Annotated in this window: 21 protein-coding genes; 12 read left to right on the top strand and 9 right to left on the bottom strand. The window is 54.9% G+C overall.

Annotated features, from left to right (window positions below; translation table 11 throughout):
- Window position 1 precedes the first annotated feature (1 nt).
- The 4 genes from ACR0NA_RS16635 to ACR0NA_RS16620 are packed head-to-tail and all read left to right on the top strand — an operon-like array spanning window position 2 to window position 3,732.
- Entirely contained in the window at window positions 2–1,015 is a 1,014-nt protein-coding gene (locus ACR0NA_RS16635) for a fatty acid desaturase (RefSeq protein ID WP_480730776.1), read from the top strand.
- Complete coding sequence (locus tag ACR0NA_RS16630) at window positions 996–1,307, top strand: non-heme iron oxygenase ferredoxin subunit (RefSeq protein WP_480730774.1); 312 nt, start codon at window positions 996–998, stop codon at window positions 1,305–1,307. Before ACR0NA_RS16635 ends, ACR0NA_RS16630 begins: the two co-directional genes overlap by 20 nt.
- 5 nt (window positions 1,308–1,312) lie before the next feature.
- Entirely contained in the window at window positions 1,313–2,575 is a 1,263-nt protein-coding gene (locus ACR0NA_RS16625) for a M24 family metallopeptidase (protein ID WP_480730772.1), read from the top strand.
- Window positions 2,572–3,732: an alpha-hydroxy acid oxidase gene (locus tag ACR0NA_RS16620; RefSeq protein ID WP_480730770.1), complete on the top strand. Its 1,161-nt coding sequence runs from the start codon at window positions 2,572–2,574 to the stop codon at window positions 3,730–3,732. The genes ACR0NA_RS16625 and ACR0NA_RS16620 overlap by 4 nt, the downstream gene beginning before the upstream one ends.
- Here ACR0NA_RS16620 and ACR0NA_RS16615 read toward each other — a convergent pair.
- The 3 genes from ACR0NA_RS16615 to ACR0NA_RS16605 form a co-directional block, all read right to left on the bottom strand.
- Window positions 3,729–4,052: a 2Fe-2S iron-sulfur cluster-binding protein gene (locus tag ACR0NA_RS16615; RefSeq protein ID WP_170653301.1), complete on the bottom strand. Its 324-nt coding sequence runs from the start codon at window positions 4,050–4,052 to the stop codon at window positions 3,729–3,731. The genes ACR0NA_RS16620 and ACR0NA_RS16615 overlap by 4 nt on opposite strands.
- Window positions 4,053–4,151: 99 nt before the next feature.
- Complete coding sequence (locus tag ACR0NA_RS16610; RefSeq protein WP_480730768.1) at window positions 4,152–4,976, bottom strand: 3-methyl-2-oxobutanoate hydroxymethyltransferase; 825 nt, start codon at window positions 4,974–4,976, stop codon at window positions 4,152–4,154.
- 92 nt (window positions 4,977–5,068) lie between these two features.
- Window positions 5,069–6,508, bottom strand: coding sequence for a glutamine synthetase family protein (locus tag ACR0NA_RS16605; RefSeq protein WP_480730766.1), 1,440 nt, complete (start codon window positions 6,506–6,508; stop codon window positions 5,069–5,071).
- 251 nt (window positions 6,509–6,759) lie between these two features.
- Between ACR0NA_RS16605 and ACR0NA_RS16600 the strand changes: the two genes are divergently transcribed.
- Complete coding sequence (locus ACR0NA_RS16600; RefSeq protein ID WP_480730764.1) at window positions 6,760–7,203, top strand: hypothetical protein; 444 nt, start codon at window positions 6,760–6,762, stop codon at window positions 7,201–7,203.
- Window positions 7,204–7,289: 86 nt separating this feature from the next.
- On the opposite strand, the gene arsB is transcribed toward ACR0NA_RS16600, so the two are convergent.
- From arsB to ACR0NA_RS16580, 4 genes are read right to left on the bottom strand one after another with little or no spacing between them, the layout of a single operon-like run.
- A complete protein-coding gene (gene arsB, locus ACR0NA_RS16595; RefSeq protein ID WP_480730762.1) occupies window positions 7,290–8,309 on the bottom strand; it encodes an ACR3 family arsenite efflux transporter in 1,020 nt (339 codons plus the stop codon).
- Window positions 8,306–9,571: an organoarsenical effux MFS transporter ArsJ gene (arsJ, locus tag ACR0NA_RS16590; RefSeq protein WP_480730760.1), complete on the bottom strand. Its 1,266-nt coding sequence runs from the start codon at window positions 9,569–9,571 to the stop codon at window positions 8,306–8,308. The genes arsB and arsJ overlap by 4 nt, the downstream gene beginning before the upstream one ends.
- Window positions 9,568–10,566 carry an ArsJ-associated glyceraldehyde-3-phosphate dehydrogenase gene (locus tag ACR0NA_RS16585; protein ID WP_480730758.1) on the bottom strand — a complete coding sequence of 333 codons (999 nt, stop codon included), beginning with the start codon at window positions 10,564–10,566 and terminating at the stop codon, window positions 9,568–9,570. The genes arsJ and ACR0NA_RS16585 overlap by 4 nt, the downstream gene beginning before the upstream one ends.
- Complete coding sequence (locus ACR0NA_RS16580) at window positions 10,563–11,396, bottom strand: arsenate reductase/protein-tyrosine-phosphatase family protein (protein ID WP_480730756.1); 834 nt, start codon at window positions 11,394–11,396, stop codon at window positions 10,563–10,565. Before ACR0NA_RS16580 ends, ACR0NA_RS16585 begins: the two co-directional genes overlap by 4 nt.
- 419 nt (window positions 11,397–11,815) lie before the next feature.
- On the opposite strand from ACR0NA_RS16580, the gene ACR0NA_RS16575 reads away from it, so the two are divergent.
- The 3 genes from ACR0NA_RS16575 to ACR0NA_RS16565 are packed head-to-tail and all read left to right on the top strand — an operon-like array spanning window position 11,816 to window position 19,520.
- Window positions 11,816–18,157: a GAF domain-containing protein gene (locus ACR0NA_RS16575; RefSeq protein WP_480730754.1), complete on the top strand. Its 6,342-nt coding sequence runs from the start codon at window positions 11,816–11,818 to the stop codon at window positions 18,155–18,157.
- Window positions 18,158–18,160: 3 nt separating this feature from the next.
- Entirely contained in the window at window positions 18,161–18,502 is a 342-nt protein-coding gene (locus ACR0NA_RS16570) for an Hpt domain-containing protein (protein ID WP_480730752.1), read from the top strand.
- Window positions 18,495–19,520 (top strand): adenylate/guanylate cyclase domain-containing protein, encoded by a 1,026-nt coding sequence (locus ACR0NA_RS16565; RefSeq protein ID WP_480730750.1) that lies wholly within the window; start codon window positions 18,495–18,497, stop codon window positions 19,518–19,520. Before ACR0NA_RS16570 ends, ACR0NA_RS16565 begins: the two co-directional genes overlap by 8 nt.
- Window positions 19,521–19,818: 298 nt before the next feature.
- Here the strand turns inward: ACR0NA_RS16565 and ACR0NA_RS16560 are convergent, their stop codons facing one another.
- Window positions 19,819–20,721 carry a LysR family transcriptional regulator gene (locus ACR0NA_RS16560; RefSeq protein ID WP_480730748.1) on the bottom strand — a complete coding sequence of 301 codons (903 nt, stop codon included), beginning with the start codon at window positions 20,719–20,721 and terminating at the stop codon, window positions 19,819–19,821.
- Between the two features lie 304 nt (window positions 20,722–21,025).
- Here ACR0NA_RS16560 and ACR0NA_RS16555 point away from each other — a divergent pair, with 304 nt between their 5' ends.
- From ACR0NA_RS16555 to ACR0NA_RS16545, 3 genes are all read left to right on the top strand, one after another.
- Window positions 21,026–21,403, top strand: coding sequence for a nuclear transport factor 2 family protein (locus ACR0NA_RS16555; protein ID WP_480730746.1), 378 nt, complete (start codon window positions 21,026–21,028; stop codon window positions 21,401–21,403).
- Between the two features lie 11 nt (window positions 21,404–21,414).
- Window positions 21,415–22,017, top strand: coding sequence for an NAD(P)H-dependent oxidoreductase (locus ACR0NA_RS16550; RefSeq protein ID WP_480730743.1), 603 nt, complete (start codon window positions 21,415–21,417; stop codon window positions 22,015–22,017).
- A gap of 95 nt (window positions 22,018–22,112) precedes the next feature.
- Complete coding sequence (locus ACR0NA_RS16545) at window positions 22,113–23,321, top strand: adenylate/guanylate cyclase domain-containing protein (RefSeq protein WP_480730741.1); 1,209 nt, start codon at window positions 22,113–22,115, stop codon at window positions 23,319–23,321.
- A gap of 134 nt (window positions 23,322–23,455) precedes the next feature.
- Here the strand turns inward: ACR0NA_RS16545 and ACR0NA_RS16540 are convergent, their stop codons facing one another.
- Complete coding sequence (locus ACR0NA_RS16540) at window positions 23,456–24,046, bottom strand: TetR/AcrR family transcriptional regulator (protein ID WP_480730739.1); 591 nt, start codon at window positions 24,044–24,046, stop codon at window positions 23,456–23,458.
- Window positions 24,047–24,280: 234 nt separating this feature from the next.
- Here ACR0NA_RS16540 and ACR0NA_RS16535 point away from each other — a divergent pair, with 234 nt between their 5' ends.
- A complete protein-coding gene (locus ACR0NA_RS16535) occupies window positions 24,281–25,225 on the top strand; it encodes an alpha/beta hydrolase (RefSeq protein ID WP_480730737.1) in 945 nt (314 codons plus the stop codon).
- The last annotated feature ends 66 nt before the right edge of the window (window positions 25,226–25,291 follow it).

Genomic DNA, 25,291 nt, shown 5'->3' with positions numbered 1-25,291 from the left:
GATGATTACCAACGCAAAGACATCCAACATCCATCTGGACAAAAAGGCGGTCAAGGCCCTGATGCGCCGCAGCGACCGGCCGGGGCTGATCTATCTGGGCTGCTGGCTTGGCCTGTTGGCGATCACCGGCACTTTGGTGATGCTCTCCGTAGGCACTTGGTGGATGGTTCCGGCGCTGTTGGTTTATTCCGGGTTCTTCGCGGTGTCAGCCTATGCATTGTCCCATGAATGCGCACACGGCACCGCCTTTCGGACCCGTTGGCTGAACGAGCTGGTGTTCTGGTTCACCTCGCTGCTCTATTATGAGGAACCGCTGCACCGTCGCTATTCACATGCCAGCCACCACACCCACACCTGGATCGAGGGCGCAGACAACCAGATGCCTTATGCCCCGATCCCGCTGACTTTTTGGGGATGGATCGAGGAAATCCTAGGGCTGGGGCTGTACTGGCATCAGACGAGAATGTTTGTGCTGCATTCTTTCGGTATCTTCTCGGAGAACGTCAAACGCGTCACGCCGAAAAGCGAACTGTCCAGAATGCAGCGCAATACGCAGATCTGCGTCGCGATCTACCTGGGCCTTGCCGCAATCAGCGTCTGGCTTGGCTGGCTATGGCCCCTGTGGCTGATCGTGATCCCGCGCGTTCTGGGCGGACCGATCATGAACGCATTCATCCTGATGCAGCATGTGGAAATGGCCGAAAACCAGCCCAATATCGTGCAATCGACTCGCTCATTCCGCACCAACTGGTTCTTTCAATTCCTGTATTTCAACATGAACAATCATATCGAGCATCACCTGTATCCAACGGTGCCGTTCCACGCGCTGCCGGACCTGAGTGAGGCACTCACCGATCAATTGCCCGAACCCGATGCCGGTTTCCTGAGCACTCACTGGGAGGTTTTTAAAATTGCCATCCGGCGCTCGCTGGGGCGCGATGACCGGTCAAAGAAAATCCGCCAGGCCTTCTCGGACGACTTAGCAAAGGAAGAAAATGACACAGCAATGGCATGATGCCTGTGCAACAGGCGACATTGACGACGAGGATTTGATCACTCTGGATATCGGGGACAAATTTCTGGCCATATACAACACGCCTGAAGGTTTCTTTGCCACGGACGGGAAGTGCACCCACGAAGATGAATCGCTGGGCGATGGGTTGGTCATGGATGGGGTAATCGAATGCCCTCTCCACCAAGGTCGGTTTTGTGTTCGCACGGGAAAGGCGCTCAGCGCGCCTGCGATTGAAGATCTGTGCACTTATGAAACCCGCGTCGAAAACGGGCGTCTTTTTGTAAAGGTCTGACGCTTATGCGCTATGCGGATATGACACTGGCGCAGGCCGCGCGGGTTACGCCGGTTGTCGGCATGACCGACACGCTGGAAATGATCGACCTACCCAAGATGCGGGCCTATCGCCTGCAACGGCTGCGGGACGAGATGAAACGGCAGGATATGGGCGGCTGCGTCCTGACCTCGGTTTATTCGATCCGCTACGCAACAGGCATGCGCGACGCCGGCATCATGCAAAGCCACATCCCGCTCAGCTATCTGTTCGTACCCGCTGAAGGTCCGACAGTCTATTTCGATGGCGAAACCGGCAAGAAGATCGCTCAGGGGTTGGAAACTATTGATGAGCTGGGCGATGAGGCGATCCAGATCAGCTTTATGTTTGCCGGTCAGCGCATGGACGAAATGATCGACCGTTGGGTCAATCAGATTGCCGCCCTGATGCAACGCCATGGCGGCGGCAGCACTCGTTTGGGCGTGGAAAGCCCGGTACCGCAGGTTGCGGCGTTGTTCGCGAACAAAGGGCTGGAAGTCGTTCATGCGCACAAGGTGGTCGAACCAGCCCGCGCCATCAAATCCATCGAAGAAGTTCTGTGCATGAATTACGCCATCGCGGTGGCCGAAGACGGCATGTGGCGCATGCGCGAGGCCCTACGCCCCGGCATCACCGAGATCGAACTGTGGTCGCATCTTTGGAAAGCCAATGTCGAGGCCGGTGGTGATTGGATCGAAGGTCGCCTGCTGGCGGCAGGCGATCGAACGAACCCATGGCTGCAGGAAGCCTCGGGGCGCATCATCCGCCCGGGAGAGCTGGTGGCTTTTGACACGGATATGGTCGGCCCCTTCGGATATTCCGCAGATGTTTCGCGCACGCTGTTCTGTGGCTCGGGTCGGCCAAGCGATTATCAACGCGAGCTTTACAACCGTGCCTATGACGAAATTCAGCACAATCTGGAACTGATGAAACCAGGCATATCGTTCCGAGAAGTCATGGAGAAAGGGTTCAAACAACCCGAGCAATTCCAGGATCAACACTATGCGGTTTTGGCTCATGGTATCGGGATGTCCGATGAATGGCCGTGCATCTACTACCCGCAAGACGAAGCTCTGGCCTATGACGGCGTGCTTGAGCCCGGCATGGCGATGTGCGTTGAAAGCTATGTAGGAGAAGTCGGAGGGGCTGAAGGTGTGAAACTGGAAGAACAGGTTCTAATCACCGAGGACGGGTATGAACTGTTGTCCAAGTTCCCCTTTGAATCCAACCTGCTTGGTCGCGAGATTTGACATCGGAACTGCATCGACGCTTTCCCCGCATTGATGATCTTGAAAGGCGGGCGATACAACGCTTGCCGGGATTTGCCCGAGACTTCATTTTCGAAGGCGTCGATGACAATGCAACGATGGACCGAAACCGGGCAGGATTGTCTGAGGTCACTCTGACGCCGCGCAGTCTTCATGACGCCGAAGGACCTGACCTGTCCTGCACCCTGTTCGGCCAGCGATATGCCGCGCCGTTTGGTGTCTCTCCGGTTGGCGGGGGCGAAATTGCCTGGCCGCGGGCCGGATCCCACCTGGCATCCGCCGCTACGCGGGCTGGGCTCGCCTTTACGGGGTCGACCTATACCGCTGCAACGCTGGAAAAGCTACGGCAGATCGCAGGGCCAACAGCCTGGTTTCAGCTATATGTGTCATCCCGGGACGAGATCACGTATGACCTGTTAAGCCGAGCCGAAGCTGCCGGATACGACGTTCTGCTGGTCACGATGGATGTGCCGACCCCCGCTCGACGCGCCCACGACCTGCGAAACGCGTTAGAGTTTCCGTTCCGTTTTGATTTACCCAAACTGTGGCAGATGGCGCTGAACCCCGCCTGGAGCTGGGCCAATCTACACCACGTCCTGCGCCACGGCATGATGGATTTCGCCAACCTGAGTCCTTATATCGGCCGAGATGGCCAGAACGCGGCCGATGTGATCGCAAGCCTGTCGACGCCCGTTACCGCCAACCGCCTGCGCGCGATAAGGAACCACTGGCCCGGCAAACTTGTGGCGAAGGGCGTTTTGTCTCCGACCGAAGCCACAAAGCTGCGCGACATGGGGTGCGATGGCGTGGTGGTGTCCAACCATGGTGGCCGGCAATACGACGCGGCACCTACTCCGGCTGACGTTTTGCCCGAAATGCGCAAGAAGTTAGGACCCGAATTTCCGATTTTGGCCGAAGGCGGAGTCCGCTCTGGTCTGGATATTTGTCGCCTGGTTGCGCTCGGGGCCGACTTCGTTTGCACCGGGCGTCCATTCTATGCAGGGGTCGCCGCGCTTGGGCCTGAAGGTGCAGACCACGTCTTTGACGTTTTTCTCGCTGAATTCGAAACGGCTTTGAGGCAGATCGGATGTGCAACCCCACGCGATCTGCCTCAATTCTTGTCAACAGCGCCGACTTAGATCTGCTTCTCGGGCAGGTGAACAACCAAACCGTCCAAGGCATCTGATACTGTGATCTGACAAGTCAGACGTGACCGCGCCGGATCTGGTTCAAATGCAAAATCAAGCATGTCGTCTTCCATGTCGTCTTTGCCCGGCAGCTTTTCGACCCAAGCCGCATCCACATAGACGTGGCATGTCGAACATGCGCATGCACCGCCGCAATCGGCATCAATGCCCGGCAGGTTATTGTCTCTTGCCCCTTCCATCACGGTCAGACCGTTTTGGACCTCGACAACATGAGCGGTACCGCCATGCTCGACGTAGGTAATCGTTGCCATCTTCGTTAGATCTCCCTGTAAGCAGTTGCAGGTTTGGTTTCCAAGGCGAGTATTTCGATTTCTGTGGGATCGGGACGGAACCCCCATCGCGGTCATCTGTCAGAGCTTGTCCAATGCTTCGAGAAGCTTCTCGTTCTCCTCTTTCGACATATGGACAGTCTCTTTAGGGCCCGGGAACGAGCCCTCGTTAACGGCATCCCGGAATTTGATCATTGCCTCTACCCGTTCGCTGTAGATCTGCCGGTGCAACCGACCCACATCACCGAACGCCCTTGCATGTTTCGGATCATTCGGGGCCTCGCCGCAGATATCGTGCAAGAAGAGAAAAATGATATCACCGGCATAACCCGATCCCAGAGAACATGTAACGATACTGGTTTTCTCGTTCAGGGCCAGCAACGCCTCTTCGGCAACGCACTCAATCTCGACGGCAAAACACCCTGCATCTTCCAAACGCTTGAATGTGCGATGTAGCTCCATCGCCTCTTCAGCCGTTTTTCCCATGGCTCGAAGGCCGCCAACCCATGTCGACAATCGTGGAATCAATCCCATATGCGCTTGGACGGGAATTCCATTCTTGGCCAATAGCTCAACGGCATCGTAGCTGCGGTTCGTGTAGAAGAAATCTGCGCCCCGCTCCATCGATGCGATACCGGCCCGCAGAATGTCGTCATTGGTCGCGTGTTGTTCCCAACCCATACCAGAACCGGCAAATGTGGTCGGGGCGACCTGGCGTACCATTTCCACCTGCTCATCCCAAAGGGTGAACAGATCGATACCGGCTTCAACCGCTGCCCGCGCTTCTTCTGGGCTGGACGGGTTGACCATCGTCAATTTGTCTTTGGAGACTTTGCGTGCGCGCAGGTCGGCGACTGTGAAATTACGCTTCGCAGGCGTTCCGTTGAACGTATAAATGTTCTTCATCGTCGTAGTCTCAGATGATCTGTAGATTGTTGATGCTATTGGTAATTTCAGCGGGGCGACCATGGTCGGCTGATCGCCCTGCTTTTGGTTCATCAATACAGTCTCAGATATTCCTGGACTTCCCAGTCTGTGACGGACTGGTGGTATCGTTCCCACTCGTCATTTTTGTATTCGAGGTAAGATTTGCGCATGACCGGGCCCATCACGTGCTCGGCCATCTTGTCATGGCGCAGCGCCTCGATTGCGTTGAACAGCGTGCGCGGCAGACGGCGAATGCCCAGCTCGGTCAGCTCGGATTCAGTCTTTGAATACAGGTCAAAATCCGTGGGCTTGCCCGGGTCGACCTTGTTCTTGATCCCCTGAACCGCGCAAGTCAGATGCATCGCCATCGCCAGATACACGTTCATCGTCATGTCGCAGGCGCGGTTTTCGATGCAGTGACGGCTCTGCGGCAGGCGGAACTGTGCGGACCGGTTGTTGAACCCGTAGGTGATGTTGGTCGGCGCCCAGGTCACGGTGCCGCCTTCGAACCCGCCCACGCGCGGGACCAGCCCGTTATACGAGTTCACCGTCGGGCAGGTGATCGCAGTGATCGCCTCGGCGTGCTGCATCAGGCCGCCAACGGCATAACGGCTTTCATCCGACCATTCGCCATCCGGTGTCTCAAAGATGTTCTCGCCGGGGCGGCTTTCGTGCTGCATCGACATGTTGATATGCGCACCCGAGCGCCAGTCGCCCACCGTGGGTTTTGGCATGAAGGTGACGAACATGCCGTGCTTCTTGGCAACCTCTTTCAGCACGATACGCAGGAAGGCCAGACGATCCGACATTTCCAGCATGTTGGTATAGTGGAAATCCAGCTCGAACTGGGAATAGGCACCCTCGGCCACCACGTCATGCAGGTTCCAGCCCAGATCTTCGATGATGTCGATCATGTCCTTGAGATAGGGCATCGAGTCGACCGAATATTCCACGTCATAGCCAAAGGCCTGACGGCGCGGGCGCAGGCCGTCCGCCGGGTCGTCATCGAACGCCTTCACCGGCTGGCCGTTCTCGTCATATTTCATGACGATGAATTCGGGCTCGACCCCGGCGTACCCGGTATATCCCTCCTGCGCGGCCTCATGCATCGCACGCTTCAGCGCCTGGCGCGGACAAACATTATAGGGCGCGTCTTCCCAGTACAGATCCGAGAAGATGATCGCCATCGAGTTATCCCAGGGGCAGATGTAAACTGCATCCAGATCCGGAACCACGACCTGATCGCTGTCGGCGGGGCTGAGTTCCGGCACGAAAGAGATCGAGTGCACCGCGAATTGCGGGCCTTTGCCAAGGCACAGCTGTTCGAAATCGCTCATCGGGACGGGCTTGGTCTTGGGGATGCCATGCAGGTCGATCCAGGCGCCCATCACATATTTGACGCCAGCCTCTTCCAACCGCTTTTTGACGGCGGGAATTTTGGGGCGGTTGCGCTCAACCGCGTCCTGAAAGCTCTCGTAATAGATCTTGCTGTTTGCATTGTCCTTAGGCACTGGGCTTCCTCCTGTCAGCGCGCCGCTGCACTCTGACATCAGAGCTGGGCGGTCGAATGTTTGAACGGCATTTTCGCCGTCAGCGGCCTGCAGCGAGCCATCAGCCGGCTACAAAATCATCCGGATCAACACCGGCGACCTTCCTGCTGGAAGCCGACCGTTTTCGATTTCAAGGCGCGTGTCGTATTGCACGCAGTTGTTGTCTTGCAGGTTGACCTTTTTGAGATGTCTGCATCGAGTTTCATGATTCCATGCAGAAAAGTGAACTGCGAATTTTTGATATTGTCCACAATTATTTTACGCTTTCGTCAATACTGGCAAATTTAACCTACATTAAAGTTGCTGTATTCTTATTATTCTACGTTTTTCGTATCTTTGCTTGCAAGGAGTCAGGATTGAAGAATCTGCTGCAAACTCATGACCATCGACGCTCGCGCCGCCTGCGGGTGAACGACGATCGGCAGGCATTGTCAGGTTATTCACCTTTTGCCTCGAAGCGTGACCAGAGCAAAAAATCATGCGGTCACTTCAAGTGTAAACGCTTCCCCAGTTCTGAAATCACCGGCACGGACATGGCGATAAGATCCGGTTGTGAGGGGGTAGCGTTTTGGGCGGAACAGGAAATTTACTTGGTCACCAACGGAAAGGGTTGGTTGCGCTTGGCTGTATTCTTATTCCGGAGGGTCTGCCTTTAGTTGTCGCTATTCTCTTTTCCCGGCGTTTTTCTGGTTGGGCTGGGGACTCATATCAAATCAAGAGTGCCATCGAGAATTTTGCCGGGCTATTGCACTATCTCCGCAAACCGGCTGCGTGTTTTGTTTGCAAAAGCCACTAACGACAGCATCACTGGGACCTCGACCAGTACTCCGACAACGGTTGCCAAAGCAGCGCCCGAGTTCAAGCCGAACAGGCTGATTGCAACCGCGACGGCCAGCTCGAAAAAGTTGGATGTCCCGATCATGGCGCAGGGGGCGGCGATCCGATGTGGAACTTTGAGAACGAATGCAGCGCCATAGGCCAGCGCAAAGATGCCATAGCTCTGAACCAATATGGGCACTGCGATCAGCACAATCACCAAAGGTTTGGCCAGAATTGTCTGGCCCTGGAGACCGAACAGGATCACAACGGTGGTGATCAGGCCAATCACGGACCAGGGTTTGACCCGAGCCGAGAAGGACTCGATCGCCTCATGCGATCCCAGCCTCTTGCGCGTGATCAGGCCAGCGATCAATGGCAGGACAACGTAAAGAACGGTTGCCAGAACAAGCGTCTGCCACGGGACAGAAATGTTTGTGACGCCCAGCAAAAGCGCCACGATTGGTGCGAAAGCTACGACCATGATCAGATCGTTTACCGAGACCTGAACCAGAGTGTATGTCGCATCCCCTTTTGTCAGTTGCGACCAGACGAAAACCATTGCGGTACAAGGTGCAGCCCCAAGCAATATCAAACCAGCAGTGTATTGCGCGGCATCTTCGGGCTGAATCCAGGGCGTAAAAACAAAGTCAAAGAACAGTACCGCCAGAAACGCCATGGTGAATGGCTTTATCAGCCAATTGACGACAAGGGTTATGATCAAGCCGCGGGGTTGGCGGGCAACGCCCGCGACCGCGCCAAAATCGACACCAACCATCATTGGGTAAACCATCGCCCAGATCAGCAGCGCCACCACCAGATTGACGCTGGCGACTTCGGCCGAAGCGATCAATTGAACCAGTCCCGGTGCCGCCTGGCCTATCAACACGCCCCCAATCATTGCTAGCGCGATCCATACCGTCAGGTAGCGTTCGAAGATGCTCATGAGATTGCCTCGTTAGTCTGCTCGGCGAGCTTGCCGGATGTCAGCGCGGCCAAAGCGACCATGATTGCCGCAGTTCCCAGAACCAAAGGCAGCCCTCCGATCTGGTAGGTCAGGCCCGACAGGACGGTGCCGACCAATCGGCCCGTTGCATTGGCCATGTAATAGAACCCTACATCCATCGTGACCCTTTCAGACTTGGTGAAGGCAAGGATCAGGTAGGAATGCAGTGAAGAGTTGACCGCGAAAATCACCCCAAAGACCAAAAGGCCAAAGACCAAAGTGATGGTCAGCCATGTCTGTGGTCCCGAGGACAGCAGGACTGCAATGGTCAGAGCGGCCGGAACGCAAAACAAGGCGGCGGCCCAACTGCGCGCGACACGGATCAGATCGCCCTCGGTGCGCTCGGACGCGCGCAGGATTTTGGGTGCGCTGGCTTGAACCGCGCCGTACAGGATTATCCAGACGGCCATGAATGTGCCGATCATGAAAAAGGCGGCGCGGTTTCCTTCTTCTGTACCGTCCGAAAGTACGGCGTAGAAATAGATCGGGATACCAACCACGAACCAAACGTCTCGTGCCCCGAACAGAAAAACGCGCGCAGCCGACAGCCAGTTCACATTGGCCGATTTCGAAAAGACCTCGGAGAATTTTGCTCCCTTGCGTCCTTTGGGCAGGCCGGGTGGCATGAAGGTCACGACAGCCGCCAGGATCGCCGCCAATACGATCGCCATGAAAAGAACAGCCCAATTGAAACCCAGCGTGGCCAGCAATGCGGCCCCCAGCAGGAAGCCCAGACCCTTCACCGCATTCTTTGATCCGGTCAGGATGGCGACCCACCGAAACAAACCACCACCATCGGTGGGCGCCAACAGTTTCACCGCCGATTTCGAAGACATCTTGGCCAAGTCCTTGGCGACCCCGCTTGCCCCCTGAACAATCATGACAAAGGCGACCGAGACCCCGATGGTCCAGCTCGGGTCAAGCTGGGTCAGCGCCAGCAACGCCACGACCTGAAGGCCCAACCCCGCATAGAGAGTCGACGTCAACCCAAACCGTGCTGCAATCCAACCGGCTGCAAGGTTGGTCACCATGCCAGCGATTTCGTACAGGACAAACAGATAGGCCAACTGCACCGGTGAGAAGCCCAGTGTATGAAAGTGCAATAGCACCAACATCCTGAGCGCCCCGTCGGTTAACATAAATGCCCAATAGGCTGCCGTTACCGCGATATAGGCTGACAGACCTTCAGGTTTTTGGGTCACAGAGAAGCCCCAACCATCAGGGCAACATCGACCAGTCGATGTGCATAACCCATTTCATTGTCGTACCAGGCATAGATTTTCACCTGTGTGCCGTTCACTACCATGGTTGAAGGCGCATCAATGATCGAAGAGCGTTCGTCATTCGTGTAGTCGGTAGACACCAAAGGGCGCGTCTCATAGCCCAGAATGCCGTCCAGCTCTCCTTCTGCGGCAGCTTTGAAGAAACCGTTGACTTCTTCGACGGACGTCTCCCGCTCGACCTCGAAAACGCAATCCGTCAACGATGCGTTCAGCAATGGAACCCGCACAGCATGGCCGTTCAGCCGTCCTTTGAGTTCCGGGTAAATCAGAGTGATGGCTGTAGCCGAACCGGTCGTGGTCGGGATCAACGAATTCAAAGCCGAGCGAGCGCGGCGCAAATCCTTGGCCGGTTTGTCCACGATCGTTTGCGTGTTGGTCACGTCATGGATCGTGGTCATCGACCCGTGGCGGATGCCAAGGTTTTCATGAATGACCTTGACCACCGGAGCGAGGCAATTGGTCGTGCATGATGCCGCCGTAACAATGCGATGTGCGGCGGGATCGTAAGTATCTTCGTTCACGCCGCAGACGATGTTAGCCGTGGGGCCGTCCTTGACCGGCGCGGACACGACGACCTTTTTCACGCCTGCTTCAAAATACGGTGCCAATTTGGCCTCGGTCTTGAAAGCCCCGGTGCACTCGATAACCACATCTACGCCGTCCAGTGGCAGTTCGGCCAAATCATCGGTTCCGATGAACGGAATACGCACGCCATCGATCGTGACACTGTCCTCATCATGTTCAAAGGATGCTTCCCAACGACCGTGCACGGTATCAAACTCCAGCAAGTGCGCCTGCATTGCGGCGTCACCCACGGCGTCGTTGATCCAGGCAATTTTTGCGCCCTTCTCCAGCAACGGTTTCAGGGCAAGCTTTCCCATTCGGCCCAAGCCGTTCACAGCGTATGTTGTCATGTTGTACTTTCAGCAGAGGTTTTGCCGATTTCATCAACGGCGGATTGAAGTGCGATCCGGTCAAGGCTTTCGACCGGTAGTGAAGAAAAGGCTTCGATACGGCGCTTGAGCGCGCCGTAAGCGTTCTGGAAGGCGAGGCTTTTCTCGGCATCGTTACCCTCGGCCTTGACCGGATCAACCATGCCCCAGTGGCCACTGATCGGCTGACCCTCCCAGGCCGGGCATTCTTCGTTCGCCGCCTGATTGCAGACGGTAAAAACGAAATCCAGTTCTGGCGCATCCGCCCCCGTGAACTCAGCTACGTTTTTGGAGCGCAGGACTGACGTGTCGTGCCCTTTGTCTTTCAATACTTGAAGGGCAAAGGGATTCAGCTCGGAAAACGGTCTTGTCCCGGCCGAAAATACATTGAACCGGTCCCCGGCGATTTCGCGCAGCAAGGATTCTGCAAAGATCGAGCGGGCGGAATTGCCCACGCAGATGAACAGCACGTTGAACTTCCGGTCAGTCATGGCATCATTTCCTTGGTTAAAAGGCATGCAGAGATCAGGTCGTCCGAGGCAGCAATCCACGATCAGGAAGTCGAGCATCTGCTGCACGTTCTTCATTTCAATCGAGTAGAGCAGAGAAGTTCCCGCCCTTTGCTGTCTGATCAACCCGGCATTCTGCAACGCATTCAGGTAGTTCGACATTGTGCTGGGTTTGAATCCCAACGCGGAAACCAGCTCCCCCGCCGGCACGTGGTCAGGATATCGCCGCATGAGCATCCGAAACACCGCAAGACGGTGAGAGTGGCCCAGGATGCCAAGTTGATTCGAGACTTCTATTTCCATATTTCGTGAATTAATAAATTATGATTTTGGGCACAACTCATTTCTGAAATGTAAGGGGAATTCGTCTCAATGGGATGTGCCGCAAACTCTGGGCTCGGATTGGCGGGAGTGCCATTGTTTGTGCCTCCTGACAGCACAGCTTGAGGTGTTCGCAATTTCTAGAAAACCCCCGCAATTCAGTTCCGCCCTATATCGCCCGAAGTCCACGAAACACCGGCTGCAAAGAAACTCAGTGACTTCTACCATGTGCCCTCTAAACTCCTGTCTCATGTATTTTAGTGGGTTGCGTGGGAGTTTGAGCGCAAGTGGGTGGAAAGAAGGCTTCAGAGAAGACGATAATTTCAACGTCATCAACAGCGCAAAATTCGGGACTCAGCGCTGCTGATCAGCAGGCGCGGTTCGACGCCACCGCACGGGTCATGCAGGCCATCTCGGAGGCCAAGGATGATGTGCAGCCTGTTTGCGACCTGATTGTAACGCTTGCAAAAGACCTTTGTGATGCCGTTTTTGCCGGGTTGGTCCTCGGGCAAGAAGGGGACAATCTTCAGCAACTGGTTGCCAGCGTTAATCTGCACCCGGAAATTCAACAACTCTGGACCGACGGCAAGTACACGATGGAACCGGGCAATTCTATCGTGACCGACACCATTCTCAGTGGCGAGACCAAGCGCGTTGTAGACATGGGGGATACCCATTTCCATAAATCAGGCGATGAGCGCTTTAAGCTCATTGTCGATAAGCATGGGTGCCGCAGCAACTTATTTGTTCCGTTAAAGGTGGATAGTGGCGCAATCGGGTGCTTGATGCTGGCACGGGACGAGGTGCGTCCCTACACTGACGATCAGGTCAAGCTGATTGAAACTTTTGCCGCGCAGGCGGTGATTGCCATTGAGAATGTGCGCCGGTTCCGCGAGTTGCAGATCCGTCTGGCACGTGAGGGCGCCACGCGCGAAGTCTTGGAGACGATCAGTCGGTCTCGGGAAGATGAAGCGCCGGTGTTTCAGGCGATCCTGGAAAACACTGCCAGACTTTGCGAAACGGATGTCGCCACATTGAGCCTTTTGAACGAGGCCGGAACGCATCTCGAATATGCGGCACACTTCGGCGATCAATTGGCGACCTACCAGGTCGGCGTAGATCGCTGGTCTCTGGACTCAAACCTTCAGATCGCCGAGTCAGTGCGAGAAGCGCGTGCCATCCACAATGCAGATTTGCGGCTGACAGACCATTACATCAACGGGGATCCCTGGCGCCGCCAGCTGGTTGATGAAGAAGGCGTTCGATCCTTTCTGACGGTTCCACTGATGTCAGCGGATGGTGATCCGGTCGGGGTCATTGGCATCTACAGGCGTGAAGTGCGCGCCTTTACGGATGATGAGATTTCTCTGGTAGAAGGCTTTGCTGCGCAGGCTGTGATTGCCTTGGATAATACGCGCCAGTTGACTGAGCTGCACACGCAGCTGGAACGTCAAACGGCAACACAGGAAATTTTGACCGTAATCAGCAAAAGCCGTGATGATGATGCGCGCGTTTTCAATTCGGTGCTTCAGCAGGCTACCAGAGTATGTGACGCAGATCAGGCCGCTCTTGTTTTGGTCAATGCCGCAGGAACCCATGTGCGACTGGCGGCGAATTGGGGACATCAGAACATCGAATTCGGTATCGGAGAGGAATGGCCGCTTGAGGGATCGGGTACCGTGAGCGCCGCGATCCGAACATGCAAGGTCGTTTATATGGACGATTTGGTCGAGACTGATTTCTACCGCTCGGGTGACGAAATCGCGGTCAAGATGGTCGAGGTCGAGGGCATTCGGTCGCGCGTTGCAGTCCCTTTGATGCAAGGAGATCGGGCGGTGGGTGCCATCGCGGTCAGTCGCCGCGAGGTGCGCCCGTTTGCCGATCAGGACGTGCAGCTCATTGAAGAGTTCGCCAAACACGCAGTCATTGCCATCGAAAACACGCGCCAGTTTCGTGAAGTTCAGGAACGGCTTGAGCGCGAGAAAGCGTCGCGAGAAATCCTCGAAGTCATCAGCCGTAGCCGTGACGATGACAAGCCTGTCTTCCAAAGCATTCTCGAAAATGCCAGCCGTTTGTGTAAAGCGCCGCTTGCCTTCTTGTGTGTCGCTGATCACGAACGTGGGCTTGCAACGATCCCAGCCAATATTGGTGCGAGAATTGATTTTGACGAAGCGCTCAAGGGTTTCTCAGAGCCGTTGACGCACACTGAATTGATCGCGATCAAGCCAATGATCGATGGGCAGGTTATCCGCCTAGACGATATTGCCGATGATCCACTTTATTACAGGGACCGTGACCCAAGACGCGTTCAGATGGTTGAGATCGAAGGGGCTCGTTCAGTTCTTGCGGTTCCATTGATGAAGAATGGCTTAGGCCTGGGGGTGATTGTGCTCTATCGCCGCGAAGTTGCATCCTTCTCGGATGACGACGTGGCTCTGGTCCAAACCTTCGCGGCTCAAGCCGTGATCGCAATGGAGAATGTCCGTCAGTTCCGCGAAGTGCAGGACCGCACAGCGGAAGTAACGCAAGCTTTGGAATACCAGACCTCTACATCCGAAGTGCTGCGGGTTATTTCGGCGTCACCAAATGAGTTATCACCCGTTCTCGACGCTATCCTCAAAGAAGCGTCGCGTATCTGCGAATTGCAAGATGCCTATGTAGCGATGCTGAACCCCGACGATCAGCTCTTTCATGTTCATTCGATACTTACGCAGGACACGGCCTTTGCTGAGTATGTCAAAGCCAATCCTATTTCTCCCAATGAAAGCGGTGTAACCGGGCGTGCCATTCTGTCGAAACGCACAATCTATATCGAAGATGTTGAAACGGATTCTTCTTATACTTGGATGGAAGAAAGCGGTGTCGGTGAATATCGATCCGTGCTCGGAGTGCCCTTGGTCAAGAACGGAGATGTTGTTGGTGTAATTTCGATCGGGTCAACAGAGGTTTCGGGATTTTCCAACAAACAGATTCAGTTATTGGAAACTTTCGCGGATCAAGCCATCATTGCCATTACGAATGCCAACCTCTTCCGAGAAGTCGAGGAACGCACCGCAGAAGTCGTGCAATCACTGGAGTACCAGACTGCCACGTCAGAAGTTCTGGATGTCATCTCGCGCTCGCCCAACGACCTTCCGCCTGTACTGGACGCCATCTTAGAAGTCTCCTCGCGCATCTGCTCCCCGGAATATGCATTCTTTGCCATGCGCGATGCTGACGACGGGCTCTACCGCGTGGTCATGTCCCACAATGTCAGCGATGCGTTCCTGAACTTCTTGTCAGACAATCCGATTGCTCCTGAAGAAGGCTCGTGCATCGGGCGTGCGGCCTTGCACGGAAAAACTGTCCATATCGAGGATACGCGCAACGACCCGACATACACGTGGAAAGAAGCGGCCGAGATGGGCGACTACCTGACGACTCTGGGGGTTCCGCTTGTCAAAGATGGCCTGACGCTGGGGGTCATCGTTATGGCACACCGGCAGGCCTCGGCTTTTAGTGAAAAACAGATCAGCCTTCTTGAAACTTTCGCGTCTCAGGCTCTGATCGCAATCAACAACACGCAGCTATTCGAAGAGTTGCAAACGCGTACGGCAGAAGTCGAAGAGGCGTTGCAGTACCAGACAGCCACGACTGAAGTTCTTGAGGTGATTTCCCGATCTCCGGACGCTTTAGAACCAGTCTTGGAAGTGTTGCTGGCCGTCTCGTCCCGTATCTGCCGCCTTCAGGATGCTTTTGTGGCTCTGAAAAAGCCGGATGACGGCAAATACCATTACTTTGCCGGCCACAATCTGTCCGACAAATTTGCCGATTTTCTAAAAGCCCATCCTTTTGAACCGGGGGAAACATCGGCGACGGCACGCGCGCTGCTTTATGGGCGGGCCGATTACGTCGAAGATACCCTGGCAGACCCCAATTATGACCCGGTCCTGAAATCCAACCTTGAAGGGTATCGGTCCGTTCTGTCCGTACCCTTGATACGTGACGGTGACACAATTGGTGTCATCAGCATGGGCAGCCGAACAAGCGCAGCTTTTGACGAGAAGCAAATCAAACAAATGGAGACTTTTGCCTCGCAGGCGATTATCGCTATTCAGAATTCTCAGTTGTTCAATGATACGCAAACCGCGCTAGCACGCCAAACGGCGAGTGCGGACGTGCTGCGCGTGATTTCAGAGTCCCCGACCGATACCAAACCGATTTTTGAGAAGATTGTTGAGCTCGCAACGATGCTCATCGATTGCGACCTATCAATCGCCATCCAAGCCAACAAAACTGAAATTTGGCAGGTCGCCGTTGCAACGCCTGATGGTATCGAAGAAATCACGTGGGCAGAGCGGATCCCAATTGATCCGGAAGACAATTTGCCGTCTTGGGCAATCCAAAGCGGTAAGACCTTGCATATACCTGAGTGGAACTACGACGAGCTACCTCGGCGCGATCAAAAAATCATGCGCGAGAAGGGGTTCAAATCCTCCCTGATGGTACCACTGATGCGCGGGAAGGATTGTTTCGGTGCCCTGACATTCATTCGAAAGACGACTAAGGCTTTTAGTGATGATGACGTCGCCATTGCCGAGTCCTTCGCTGATCAGGCTATCATCGCCCTCGAAAACGTCCGCTTGTTCAATGAAACCGAAGCATCTTTGGCGCGACAAACGGCCAGCGCAGACATTTTGCGAGTAATCAGCCAATCCCCTGACGACATCAAACCTGTCTTCGAGGCGATTGCAGAAGCGGGTGTTCGGTTGGTCTCCTGTGATACGGTTGCAACGATGACCGCGCAGGACAACAGCTTTGAGGTGCTCGCCCGGGTCGATGCAGAAGGTGCGGCGACCCTTGAGGGGAACCAGAGTTTCCCGATCGACCCCGATCCGATGTCCAGCTTTCCTGCGCAGGTGTTGCATGACAAGAAGATGCTCCACCTCCCGGATTGGGACAAACTCGACCTCTCACAGTTTGAGCAGATCACGTATGATCGGCATGGTATCCGTGCCGCACTCTTGCTGCCTCTGATGAAGGGTGCGGTGTGTCTGGGTGTATTGGTTTTTGCACGAAAAACAGCCGGTGCCTTCACCAAGGATGAAATCGACCTTGCCTATTCGTTTGCCGATCAGGCAGTGATCGCAATTGAGAACGTGCGATTGTTCCGCGAGGCGGAAGAGGCGCGAAAAGCTGCGGAAGAGGCAAACGAAGCCAAAAGCGCCTTCCTGGCCACGATGTCCCACGAAATTCGAACCCCGATGAATGCCGTAATCGGGATGAGTGGGCTGTTGATGGATACAGAGTTAGATGCGGAACAAAGCGACTATGCCAACACGATCCGCGATAGCGGCGATGCGCTTTTGGGCATCATCAACGAGATTCTCGATTTCTCAAAAATTGAGGCGGGGCAGATGGACATCGAAATCCATCCGTTCGATTTGCGTGAATGTCTGGAAAGCGCGCTGGACTTGATCAGCGGCAAAGCTGCCGAGAAACAGCTCGATTTGGCGTATGAATTCGATGACTCCCTTCCGCCCGCAATCAGTACAGACCTTACCCGACTAAGGCAAATTCTGCTGAATCTCCTTTCAAACGCTGTGAAATTCACCGAAAGCGGCGAAGTGGTTCTCTCCGTTGAACACTCAGCCGGGGTGCAGGGGTTACTTGAACTGACATTCAAGGTCCGTGACACCGGAATTGGGCTTACCAAAAAGGGCATGAGCCGCCTGTTTCAATCTTTCAGTCAGGCGGACAGTTCAACCACCCGCAAATATGGTGGCACCGGCCTTGGTCTTGCGATTTCTAAACGCCTCGCAGAGCTTATGGGCGGAACCATGTGGGCAGAAAGCGATGGCGAGGGATGCGGTTCCACCTTTATTTTCAAGATTCAAGCCAAACCTGCAAAATCGGTCAAATCGTCATCTCGCGATCTGCTTGGCGTTCAGCCGGAACTTGAAGGCAAGCGCATACTGATGGTGGACGACAATGCCACCAATCGCAAAATTCTGTCCCTTCAAACCGAGAAATGGGGCACCCAAACCACAACTTGCGAAACTCCGTCTGAGGCGCTGCGCTTGCTTGAGAATGCGGATCGGTTCGATCTGGCGATCTTCGACATGCATATGCCGGAGATGGATGGCGAAGAACTTGCCAAAAAGGTACGCGCCAAGAAGCTTGGATTGCCACTTATCCTTTTCAGCTCGCTTGGTCCGCGCGACATGAATCTCGATGATGGGCTGTTTGACGCCAATCTCGCCAAACCTTTACGTCAATCTCACCTGTTCGATACCCTGGTCACACTGTTTGCGACTGAAAAGGTGCGCATAAAACCGACAAAATCTCAGGACAAACCTCAGACCGATCCGGATATGGCAAAGCGGCATCCGCTGCGCATTTTGCTGGCCGAGGATAATTTGGTGAATCAGAAACTCGCTCTTCGCCTGCTCGAGCAGATGGGCTATCGCGCTGATCTGGCCAGCAACGGCGCCGAGGCCGTCCAAAGCGTTGACCGTCAAACCTACGACGTCGTTTTCATGGATGTACAAATGCCTGAAATGGACGGGCTGGAAGCGTCCCGCCGTATCAACAAAGCGTTCCCCGGTGGAAACCGCCCTCGCATCGTTGCGATGACTGCAAATGCCATGCAAGGCGACCGCGAGATGTGCCTGGAAGCAGGGATGGACGATTACATCACCAAACCCATCCGCGTACCTGTCCTAATCGAAGCGCTTTTGAATGTCCCCGGCAGAAGAAGGTGATCCATGACTGACAGCCCAATTGATCATGAAATCTTCCTGGAGCTAAAAGACGCAACAGGTGAAGATTTTGCCGCCGAACTTGTAAGCACATTTCTTGACGAAGCGCCCGGCATGATTGCCGAATTGAAAACGGCAGCAGGCGAGGCAGATGCCGACAGGTACCGCCGCGCCGCCCATTCCATTAAGTCCAATGCCAGTACATTTGGGGCGACAGCGCTTGCCGAACAGGCAAGAAAAGTCGAACTCGGTGATCCGCCCGTGACCGGAGATCTTACGGATGCGCTCGCATTGGAGGTCGCCTTCGATACTGCTGCCGCGGCCCTACGGAGTTTGATTGATGACTGATGCCCCCGGCCATTTACTCATTGTCGACGACAACAAGGTAAACCGCCTGCTTTTGTCTCGCAGTGTGGAGCTTTTGGGCCATCAGGCGTCGGTTGCGGAAAACGGTCTGGTCGCAATGGAAATGCTTTCAAGCCAGCCATTTGACCTGCTTCTATTGGATATCGAGATGCCGGAAATGGACGGTTTCCAGGTTCTGGAAGCGATCAAGTCAAACACCGAGCTACGGGATCTGCCAGTGATTGTAACGTCATCTGTCGAAGGGCTCGACAATGTTGTGCGTTGCATTGAATTGGGTGCCGAAGACTACTTGCCGAAACCGGTCAACAAGACGCTTCTTAGCGCCCGCGTCTCAAGTGGCCTTGAGAAGAAAAGGCTTCGGGACGAACAAAAACGCCTGCTGGAACGCTTTGCAACATCCGAAGTTGCTCAGGATTTGCAAGAGTCGGGATTTGCGATTGGCGGCAAGCGTGCCAACGCGTCGGTTCTCTTTTGTGACATTCGCGGCTTCACGACATTGTCGGAAAACCTCGCCCCCGAGGAAACGATTGATCTGCTCAATACCTACTACACGTTGATGTTCGAGGCGGTCACCAGCAACGGAGGCATTGTCAGCCTGATGTTGGGAGACGGCCTGATGGCACTTTTCGGCGTTCCGCAGCCATTACCCAACTCTGCGCAAAGCGCGGTGGCCGCAGGGCAAGAAATGCACAACATGATTGAGATATTAAATCTCGAACGACGTGCAGAAGGGAAAAGTGACCTAAGGATCGGCATCGGAATCGCAACTGGCGAAGTCGTCGCTGGCTATGCCGGTACGGACAACCGGGCGACGTATACGTGTATCGGATCGACCGTAAACCTTGCTGCTCGTCTTGAAGCAGAAACGCAGAAAACTGGCAGCCGGACATTGATTGATCAAGCAACCTTCGACCTGTTGGAAGGAGCTAATGTATTGGAGACATTCGGTGAAACCAGGATCAAAGGTTTTTCCGATCCGTTCGACATTCACGCGTTATGACAAATCGTGCAACGTTTTGGGCAAGATCGTGGTTCACACGAAATCTGCGGTTCCCGCTTACATCCCATTGCTGAGCAAGGGCACGCCTTCGCCCCGGCCGACAACATTCAAATCTAACTCTCTGTGTCATAGTTATTGGCGGCCGAAAGCCTCCATCCGATAATCGGTTCGATGGCGGCAGGTTGGGTCCTTGCAATTCTCCGGCGACGTGCAGCACGCAGAAGGCGCAGCGATGGCTAATTTTCGGGAGAAAGGCAAAACACTATCCTGCCCTTCATTCTCAGCTGTCTGAAAGACGTCATCCTTGGCGATCGGACGATGCATTCAAGTGTTCGATGAACAGTCTAAGCGGCATCATGGATCTGTATTCTCGTGGAAAGTAGAGAAAAATGCCCGGAGTTGTGCCAAGGAACCTTTCGAGTACAGGGCTCAGAACGCCGGAGGCAATCTCATCGGCAACGTAGTCCCGAAACGTGTAAACCAATCCCAACCCCTGTTTGGCCAGGTCGACAGAGGCCGGAAGGGTGTTTGTAATCAGGTTGCCCTGCACATCAACCGAATACTCGCCATCCTGCGCCCGAAAGCTCCAAGGGGCAATCCGACCTGAAGACTGAAACCTGTAGCAGATGCAGCTATGATCGAGAAGATCGCGCGGGGTTTCAGGAGTTCCATGGGCCGCCAGGTAGTCCGGGCAAGCCACCACGGCAAGCGGCAACGGTGACGTCATGCGCACTGCTACCATGTCCTGCGCAATGCGGTCCCCCAAACGGAATCCCGCATGAAGTTCCTCACCCAGAATATCCGAGAGTGCATCGGTCTGAGAAAGTTCCAGTTCAATTTCAGGGTATTTGGCGCAGAAGCTTTTCAGGACCGGGCTGACAAACAGATGATAGGCAAATTCCGGCATCGCCAACCTCAGCGTGCCTCTGGCAGCGTGCCCAGTGTTGCGTGCGCTTTCGACGGCCTCAGCGAGTTGATCGAAGGCCGGGCCTGCCCCACGGATCAACGCCCGTCCTGCCTCGGTCAGGCTGATTGATCGCGTTGTGCGAATGAACAGCGCGGTGCCAAGCTGATCCTCCAGTGTTTTTAACTGATGACTGACGGTTGAAGGCTTGATGCCAAGCGCCTCGGCCGCGGCGCGCAGCGAACCGTGGCGAGCAATTGCTACAAAAATTTCAAGCGTGGCGAGGGGCAAACGCATGGAGGCTCCGACTTAGGCGATTATTCGATATGATACATGAAAGAAGTGAAAATCGAGGCAATTATCTCAGCAGCGTATCACACCTATATTCACCTCACCGCAGCACAGCCTGACCCAAGAGGATGAACGCGCCATGACTATAGCTACGGCGTTTGCCGCCGCCCTCGCCGCTAGGGATATCGCCTTGGGGCAACCCGCTCGGTCGAAGACAGAGCCGATACGGCGAACTTCCCGGCCACCCTTTATTAAGGCGGACCCACCGGCGGTTTTTTGGGGACCGACAACCAATCGAATGGTGAAATACATGAGTGACTATCCTGAAATCCGCGGTTTCATCGCTGACTGGTTTGCTCGATTTGACCGGCTGGACTCGATCGAAGTGTTCCTGCGCGATCTACATCCGGATGTGACATGGGACATGCCCGACGCGGATGCCAGCCTCACCGGCCACGACCGCGTGCGCGCTTGGTATGCCGGGGTGCTAAAGACACTTCAGAGACCCACCGAACACCATGTGAGCAAGATTGATGTCACGCCCGACACTGCGCGGTTCGAAGTTCTGTTCCGCGCCAGAACCTTCTCGGGCGAACGCATCGAAGCCCGCGTTCAGGAAAACTGGCGCTTTGACACCCGGCCCGACGGTCGCCCGCTCATCACCTCCTATTCCGCAAAGTTTCTGTAAGAGGCAGACATATGAAAACCCTCGTTCTCACTGCGCATCCGGACCTGAACAGATCGCGCATCAATCGTGCATGGTTCGAAGCGTTGTCCGAAGCGACCAACGTGACCACCCGCGATTTGACCGACATCGGCGGTTCCGAGATGCGGTTTGACATTGCCAACGAGCAAGCCTTGCTGTTGGCACATGATAGGGTCGTGTTCCAGTTTCCCTTCTACTGGTATTCCGCCCCGCCGGTGATGAAAGCCTGGATGGATCAGGTTTTGAGCTATGGCTTCGCTTACGGGCCCGGCGGCGACCAACTGAAAGGGCGTGAGTTCCTGATCCTTGTCTCCACAGGCGGGCCCGAACACAGCTATCACGCAGGCGGCTACAACAACTACACGATGGCTGAATTCCTGAAACCCTTTCAGCAGACGGCCAATTTGGCGGGCATGACCTATCTTCGCCCGTTTGTGGCGCACGGCATGGCTCTCGCTACTGAAGAGCAGATCAAAGCAAATGTGCCCGAGATGCTGGCCCACCTGACCGACCCGGATTTGGACCCCAAGGTCAAACAAGCGCGCCTGCTCAAACAATTGGAAGACGATCCAACCAAGGCTGCCGCAGTCAGCTAAAGCCTGCGCTATTATGCTATGCCAAAGAACCCACGCTGAATTGTCGGATCGCAACCTCTTCAGAGTGGGTTCATTCTGATCAATCAATATATAGAATGTCGGCAAGCCCAATATTCTGCGAGATGCCCGTGCCCGAGATCGATCAACTGAACCACTGGCTGATTGCCGAGGGGAGGCTGCTTGGCGATGAGGTCGAAATCGTCAGGGGCTATTGCGAAGGCCTGGTTCGGCTAGGCGTGCCGCTGGCGCGCGCACGGATCGCGCAAAACTATTCCAACCCTCTTCTGAGTGCCTGGGGCATAATCTGGACCCCAGAAGAAACCCAACGCTACGTCGTTCCCACGACGGTTTTGTCAACAAGCGCATGGCATGGGAGCCCGTTCGAATTTGTAGTTACTCAACGTTGCCCGTTGCGTAAGCGGCTGATCAGCCTCGACCTAGAGGATGAACACCCGGTCTATACAGAGCTTGCCGACACAGGAGCCACCGATTTTCTGGCCATTCCCCTGGAGCATGGCAACGGTTCAGTGCAAGGCACCAGTTTCACCACGGATGCAGACAGCGGATTTTCTGACGAGCACATTCGATACATCGAAGACTCGCGCTATGCGCTTGCGGCGGCCCTCGAACCCATCGCCATGCGCAATTCGCAAAAGAGCCTTTTGCAAACCTATCTCGGTCACGGTCCTGCCGAAGAAATCGGGCAAGGGCATATAAAGCGCGGAGAGCACAGAACAGTTTCTGCTGCGATCCTGTTCGCAGACCTCCGGGGCTTTACCGAAAAAGCAGAGGCCTGGCCCGAGACCCAATTGCTGGACATGATGGGAGACTATTTCGAGATGGTTGTCTCTCCCATTCAGCAGATGGGGGGTGATGTCCTCAAATTTATGGGTGACGGCATTCTTGCCGTGTTCAATGTCGAGGACAGTGCCGGAAAATCCTGCAAGTCCGCTGTCGAGGCCGCGAAGATGTCATTGGCCAATCTCCAAGATTACAACGAAGCCGGGATGCGCAAGGACCGGGAGCCTATTGAATTCGTAATCGGCATAGACTTTGGCCAGGTGACTTTCGGCAATATCGGCAGTCCCGACCGATTGGATTTCACGGTTGTTGGTCAAGCCGTAAACGTGGCCAGCCGCGTTCAGGGTCTTTGCAAAGAACTGGACGAAAAAATTCTAATGACAGCAAATATCGCGCGGCACACGGGTGACGCGGCCCAATCTGTCGGCTTCCGCTCTATTCGAGGGCTGCCACAGGACTTAGAAGTTTTTAAAGTTCCTGCGAGATTGTTGCGTTCCTACTGACTTGGCAAATAATTGGGCGTTGTGTGCAAGTATCAGATTTTATGAAAAATAATCCGCGCTTCTGACAGGCTCAGCTATTTCTGCACTGGCGCAAATATCTGCAAACAGGAATTTCAGGTTGTCATCACAGCGAACTAAGGTCCCACCTTGTAATGCGATAGAAACATCGCGACGCAGTCCTGCATGATACCGTCTGCGTTCTGCTTCTCGCCCAACAAGAATTCAGGCCAGAAAAAGAAATTCTTCACCAGGGCGAGCAGCTGACCGGTGGCAAAAGCGGGATCGGCTTTTCGCAGAGCACCAGCCTCCATCGCGCCGGCTATGAGCTGCGTTATCGGGTAGTCGTGCGTGGCAGTTTCGGCAAAGAAGGCGCGTGAGCGGTCCAGGTCGCGCAAGAACTCAGAAATCACCATACGGTTGAGACCCATGGCTTCGGGCTCGGTGATGACCGTCACGTAGTGTTCCAAAGCTTCAAGCAGTTGTTCTTCCAAGCCGCGCGCCGGATCGTAGTCGACAGGTTTCATCGCCTCGTTGCGCGCAATCATGATCTGGGTGATCGCGTTGAACAACGCCTCTTTCGTCGCGAAGTGATTGTAGAGCGTGCGACTCGAGACACCGGCCCGTTTGGCGATTTGCGTAGTCTTGGCGGCGAGAAATCCGTTCTCCCGGAATTCTTCGATCGCTGCCTCGATAATATTTTGTCGTTTCTTTTCAGTCAGCTTCACGCCATTTCACCTCGTTTGGTGGAAAATTGTAAAAAGCTCTATTTACATTCTATCCGCTTTTCCTAAATGTAAACATACCAGTTTACAATACAACCCCAAAAGGATGTTCGGATGATCAAGCTCACAAGACGCCGTCTTATTCAATTCACTTCTTCCGCTTCCGTGCTGTCCTTCGCAGGTTGGGGCGCAAAGGCAAATCAGACATCTCGATCATCGATAGAGTTGAACTCGAACATGAACGCTATTGCAGCCGGAAAAAACAACATCACCTTCAAATCCATGGGCCAGAAGTTGGCTGCCAACCTTTATACGCCCGAGGGCTTTGGCCCCGAAGGCCGCTACCCAGCGGTTGTCATGTCTTCGGCCTTCAACCAGGTGAAAGAACAGACTATGGCCGTTTATGGCCCGCGCCTGGCGGCGCTGGGATATGTTGCTATAGGCTTTGACCATATCGGCTATGGCGAAAGCGAAGGCGAAATTCGCAATAACGAGAATTCGTGGATCAAGATTGAAAGCATCCGCGACGCAATAAGTTTCATGGGCACGCTGCCCTTCGTGGATCGCGACAACCTGTTTGGCCTCGGCGTCTGCGCCTCAGGTGGCTACATGGCGCTGGTTGCAACCACCGACAAACGGCTCAAGGCCATCGCCTCCGTATCCGGCATGCTGGGCAATCAGATGAGCTATTTTGGCGCAATGGACCGCGAAACCGTGACCGACCTGATCGCAACACAAAATGCCGGTCGTCAGAAAGCCTATGAAACCGGAGTGGTCGATTATGTGGATGCACTGAACATGGCTGCGGCCAAGGCCGCGCCCGAGGGCACGGCTATGCGCGAAGGCTATAAGTACTACATGACCGAACGTGCGGGGGCGGAGACCTATCCGACCTACAGCAACATGTCGCCATCCTTCATGCTGGAGGCACCGATGCTGGCGGATGCAATGAGCTATGCGCCTTATCTCTACACGCCCTTCATCGGCATCTATGGAGAGAAAGCGATGGTCGACACAGCCCCGCTGACGATAGCCTTTCACGAAAGGGCCTCCGAGCCCAAGGAACTGGTCGAGATCCCCGACGCCTCGCACGTTTCGCTCTATGACATCCCCGAGGATGTCGACCGTGCCGTCGCGGCCATGGACAGGTTCTTCAGGAAACACGGCGGAGCCGACGCCTAAGACTGCCGGCATCACCACTCGCAGAGCAGGATTGCCCCGGTTGAGCGATCCAACTCGACATAATCA

Source organism: Ruegeria sp. C11 (assembly GCF_056537725.1).
Note: the sequence above shows the minus strand (reverse complement) of the source record. Positions and strands in the feature narration are given on the sequence as shown.

What these genes read in the sequence shown, in the direction of transcription:
- ACR0NA_RS16635 (WP_480730776.1), top strand. Translation starts at nt 2, where the DNA reads ATGATTACCAACGCAAAGACATCCAACATCCATCTGGACAAAAAGGCG.
- ACR0NA_RS16630 (WP_480730774.1), top strand. Translation starts at nt 996, where the DNA reads ATGACACAGCAATGGCATGATGCCTGTGCAACAGGCGACATTGACGAC.
- ACR0NA_RS16625 (WP_480730772.1), top strand. Translation starts at nt 1,313, where the DNA reads ATGCGCTATGCGGATATGACACTGGCGCAGGCCGCGCGGGTTACGCCG.
- ACR0NA_RS16615 (WP_170653301.1), bottom strand. Translation starts at nt 4,052, where the DNA reads ATGGCAACGATTACCTACGTCGAGCATGGCGGTACCGCTCATGTTGTC.
- ACR0NA_RS16610 (WP_480730768.1), bottom strand. Translation starts at nt 4,976, where the DNA reads ATGAAGAACATTTATACGTTCAACGGAACGCCTGCGAAGCGTAATTTC.
- ACR0NA_RS16600 (WP_480730764.1), top strand. Translation starts at nt 6,760, where the DNA reads ATGCAGAAAAGTGAACTGCGAATTTTTGATATTGTCCACAATTATTTT.
- arsB (WP_480730762.1), bottom strand. Translation starts at nt 8,309, where the DNA reads ATGAGCATCTTCGAACGCTACCTGACGGTATGGATCGCGCTAGCAATG.
- ACR0NA_RS16585 (WP_480730758.1), bottom strand. Translation starts at nt 10,566, where the DNA reads ATGACAACATACGCTGTGAACGGCTTGGGCCGAATGGGAAAGCTTGCC.
- ACR0NA_RS16580 (WP_480730756.1), bottom strand. Translation starts at nt 11,396, where the DNA reads ATGGAAATAGAAGTCTCGAATCAACTTGGCATCCTGGGCCACTCTCAC.
- ACR0NA_RS16575 (WP_480730754.1), top strand. Translation starts at nt 11,816, where the DNA reads ATGCAGGCCATCTCGGAGGCCAAGGATGATGTGCAGCCTGTTTGCGAC.
- ACR0NA_RS16570 (WP_480730752.1), top strand. Translation starts at nt 18,161, where the DNA reads ATGACTGACAGCCCAATTGATCATGAAATCTTCCTGGAGCTAAAAGAC.
- ACR0NA_RS16565 (WP_480730750.1), top strand. Translation starts at nt 18,495, where the DNA reads ATGACTGATGCCCCCGGCCATTTACTCATTGTCGACGACAACAAGGTA.
- ACR0NA_RS16560 (WP_480730748.1), bottom strand. Translation starts at nt 20,721, where the DNA reads ATGCGTTTGCCCCTCGCCACGCTTGAAATTTTTGTAGCAATTGCTCGC.
- ACR0NA_RS16555 (WP_480730746.1), top strand. Translation starts at nt 21,026, where the DNA reads ATGAGTGACTATCCTGAAATCCGCGGTTTCATCGCTGACTGGTTTGCT.
- ACR0NA_RS16550 (WP_480730743.1), top strand. Translation starts at nt 21,415, where the DNA reads ATGAAAACCCTCGTTCTCACTGCGCATCCGGACCTGAACAGATCGCGC.
- ACR0NA_RS16545 (WP_480730741.1), top strand. Translation starts at nt 22,113, where the DNA reads ATGTCGGCAAGCCCAATATTCTGCGAGATGCCCGTGCCCGAGATCGAT.
- ACR0NA_RS16535 (WP_480730737.1), top strand. Translation starts at nt 24,281, where the DNA reads ATGAACGCTATTGCAGCCGGAAAAAACAACATCACCTTCAAATCCATG.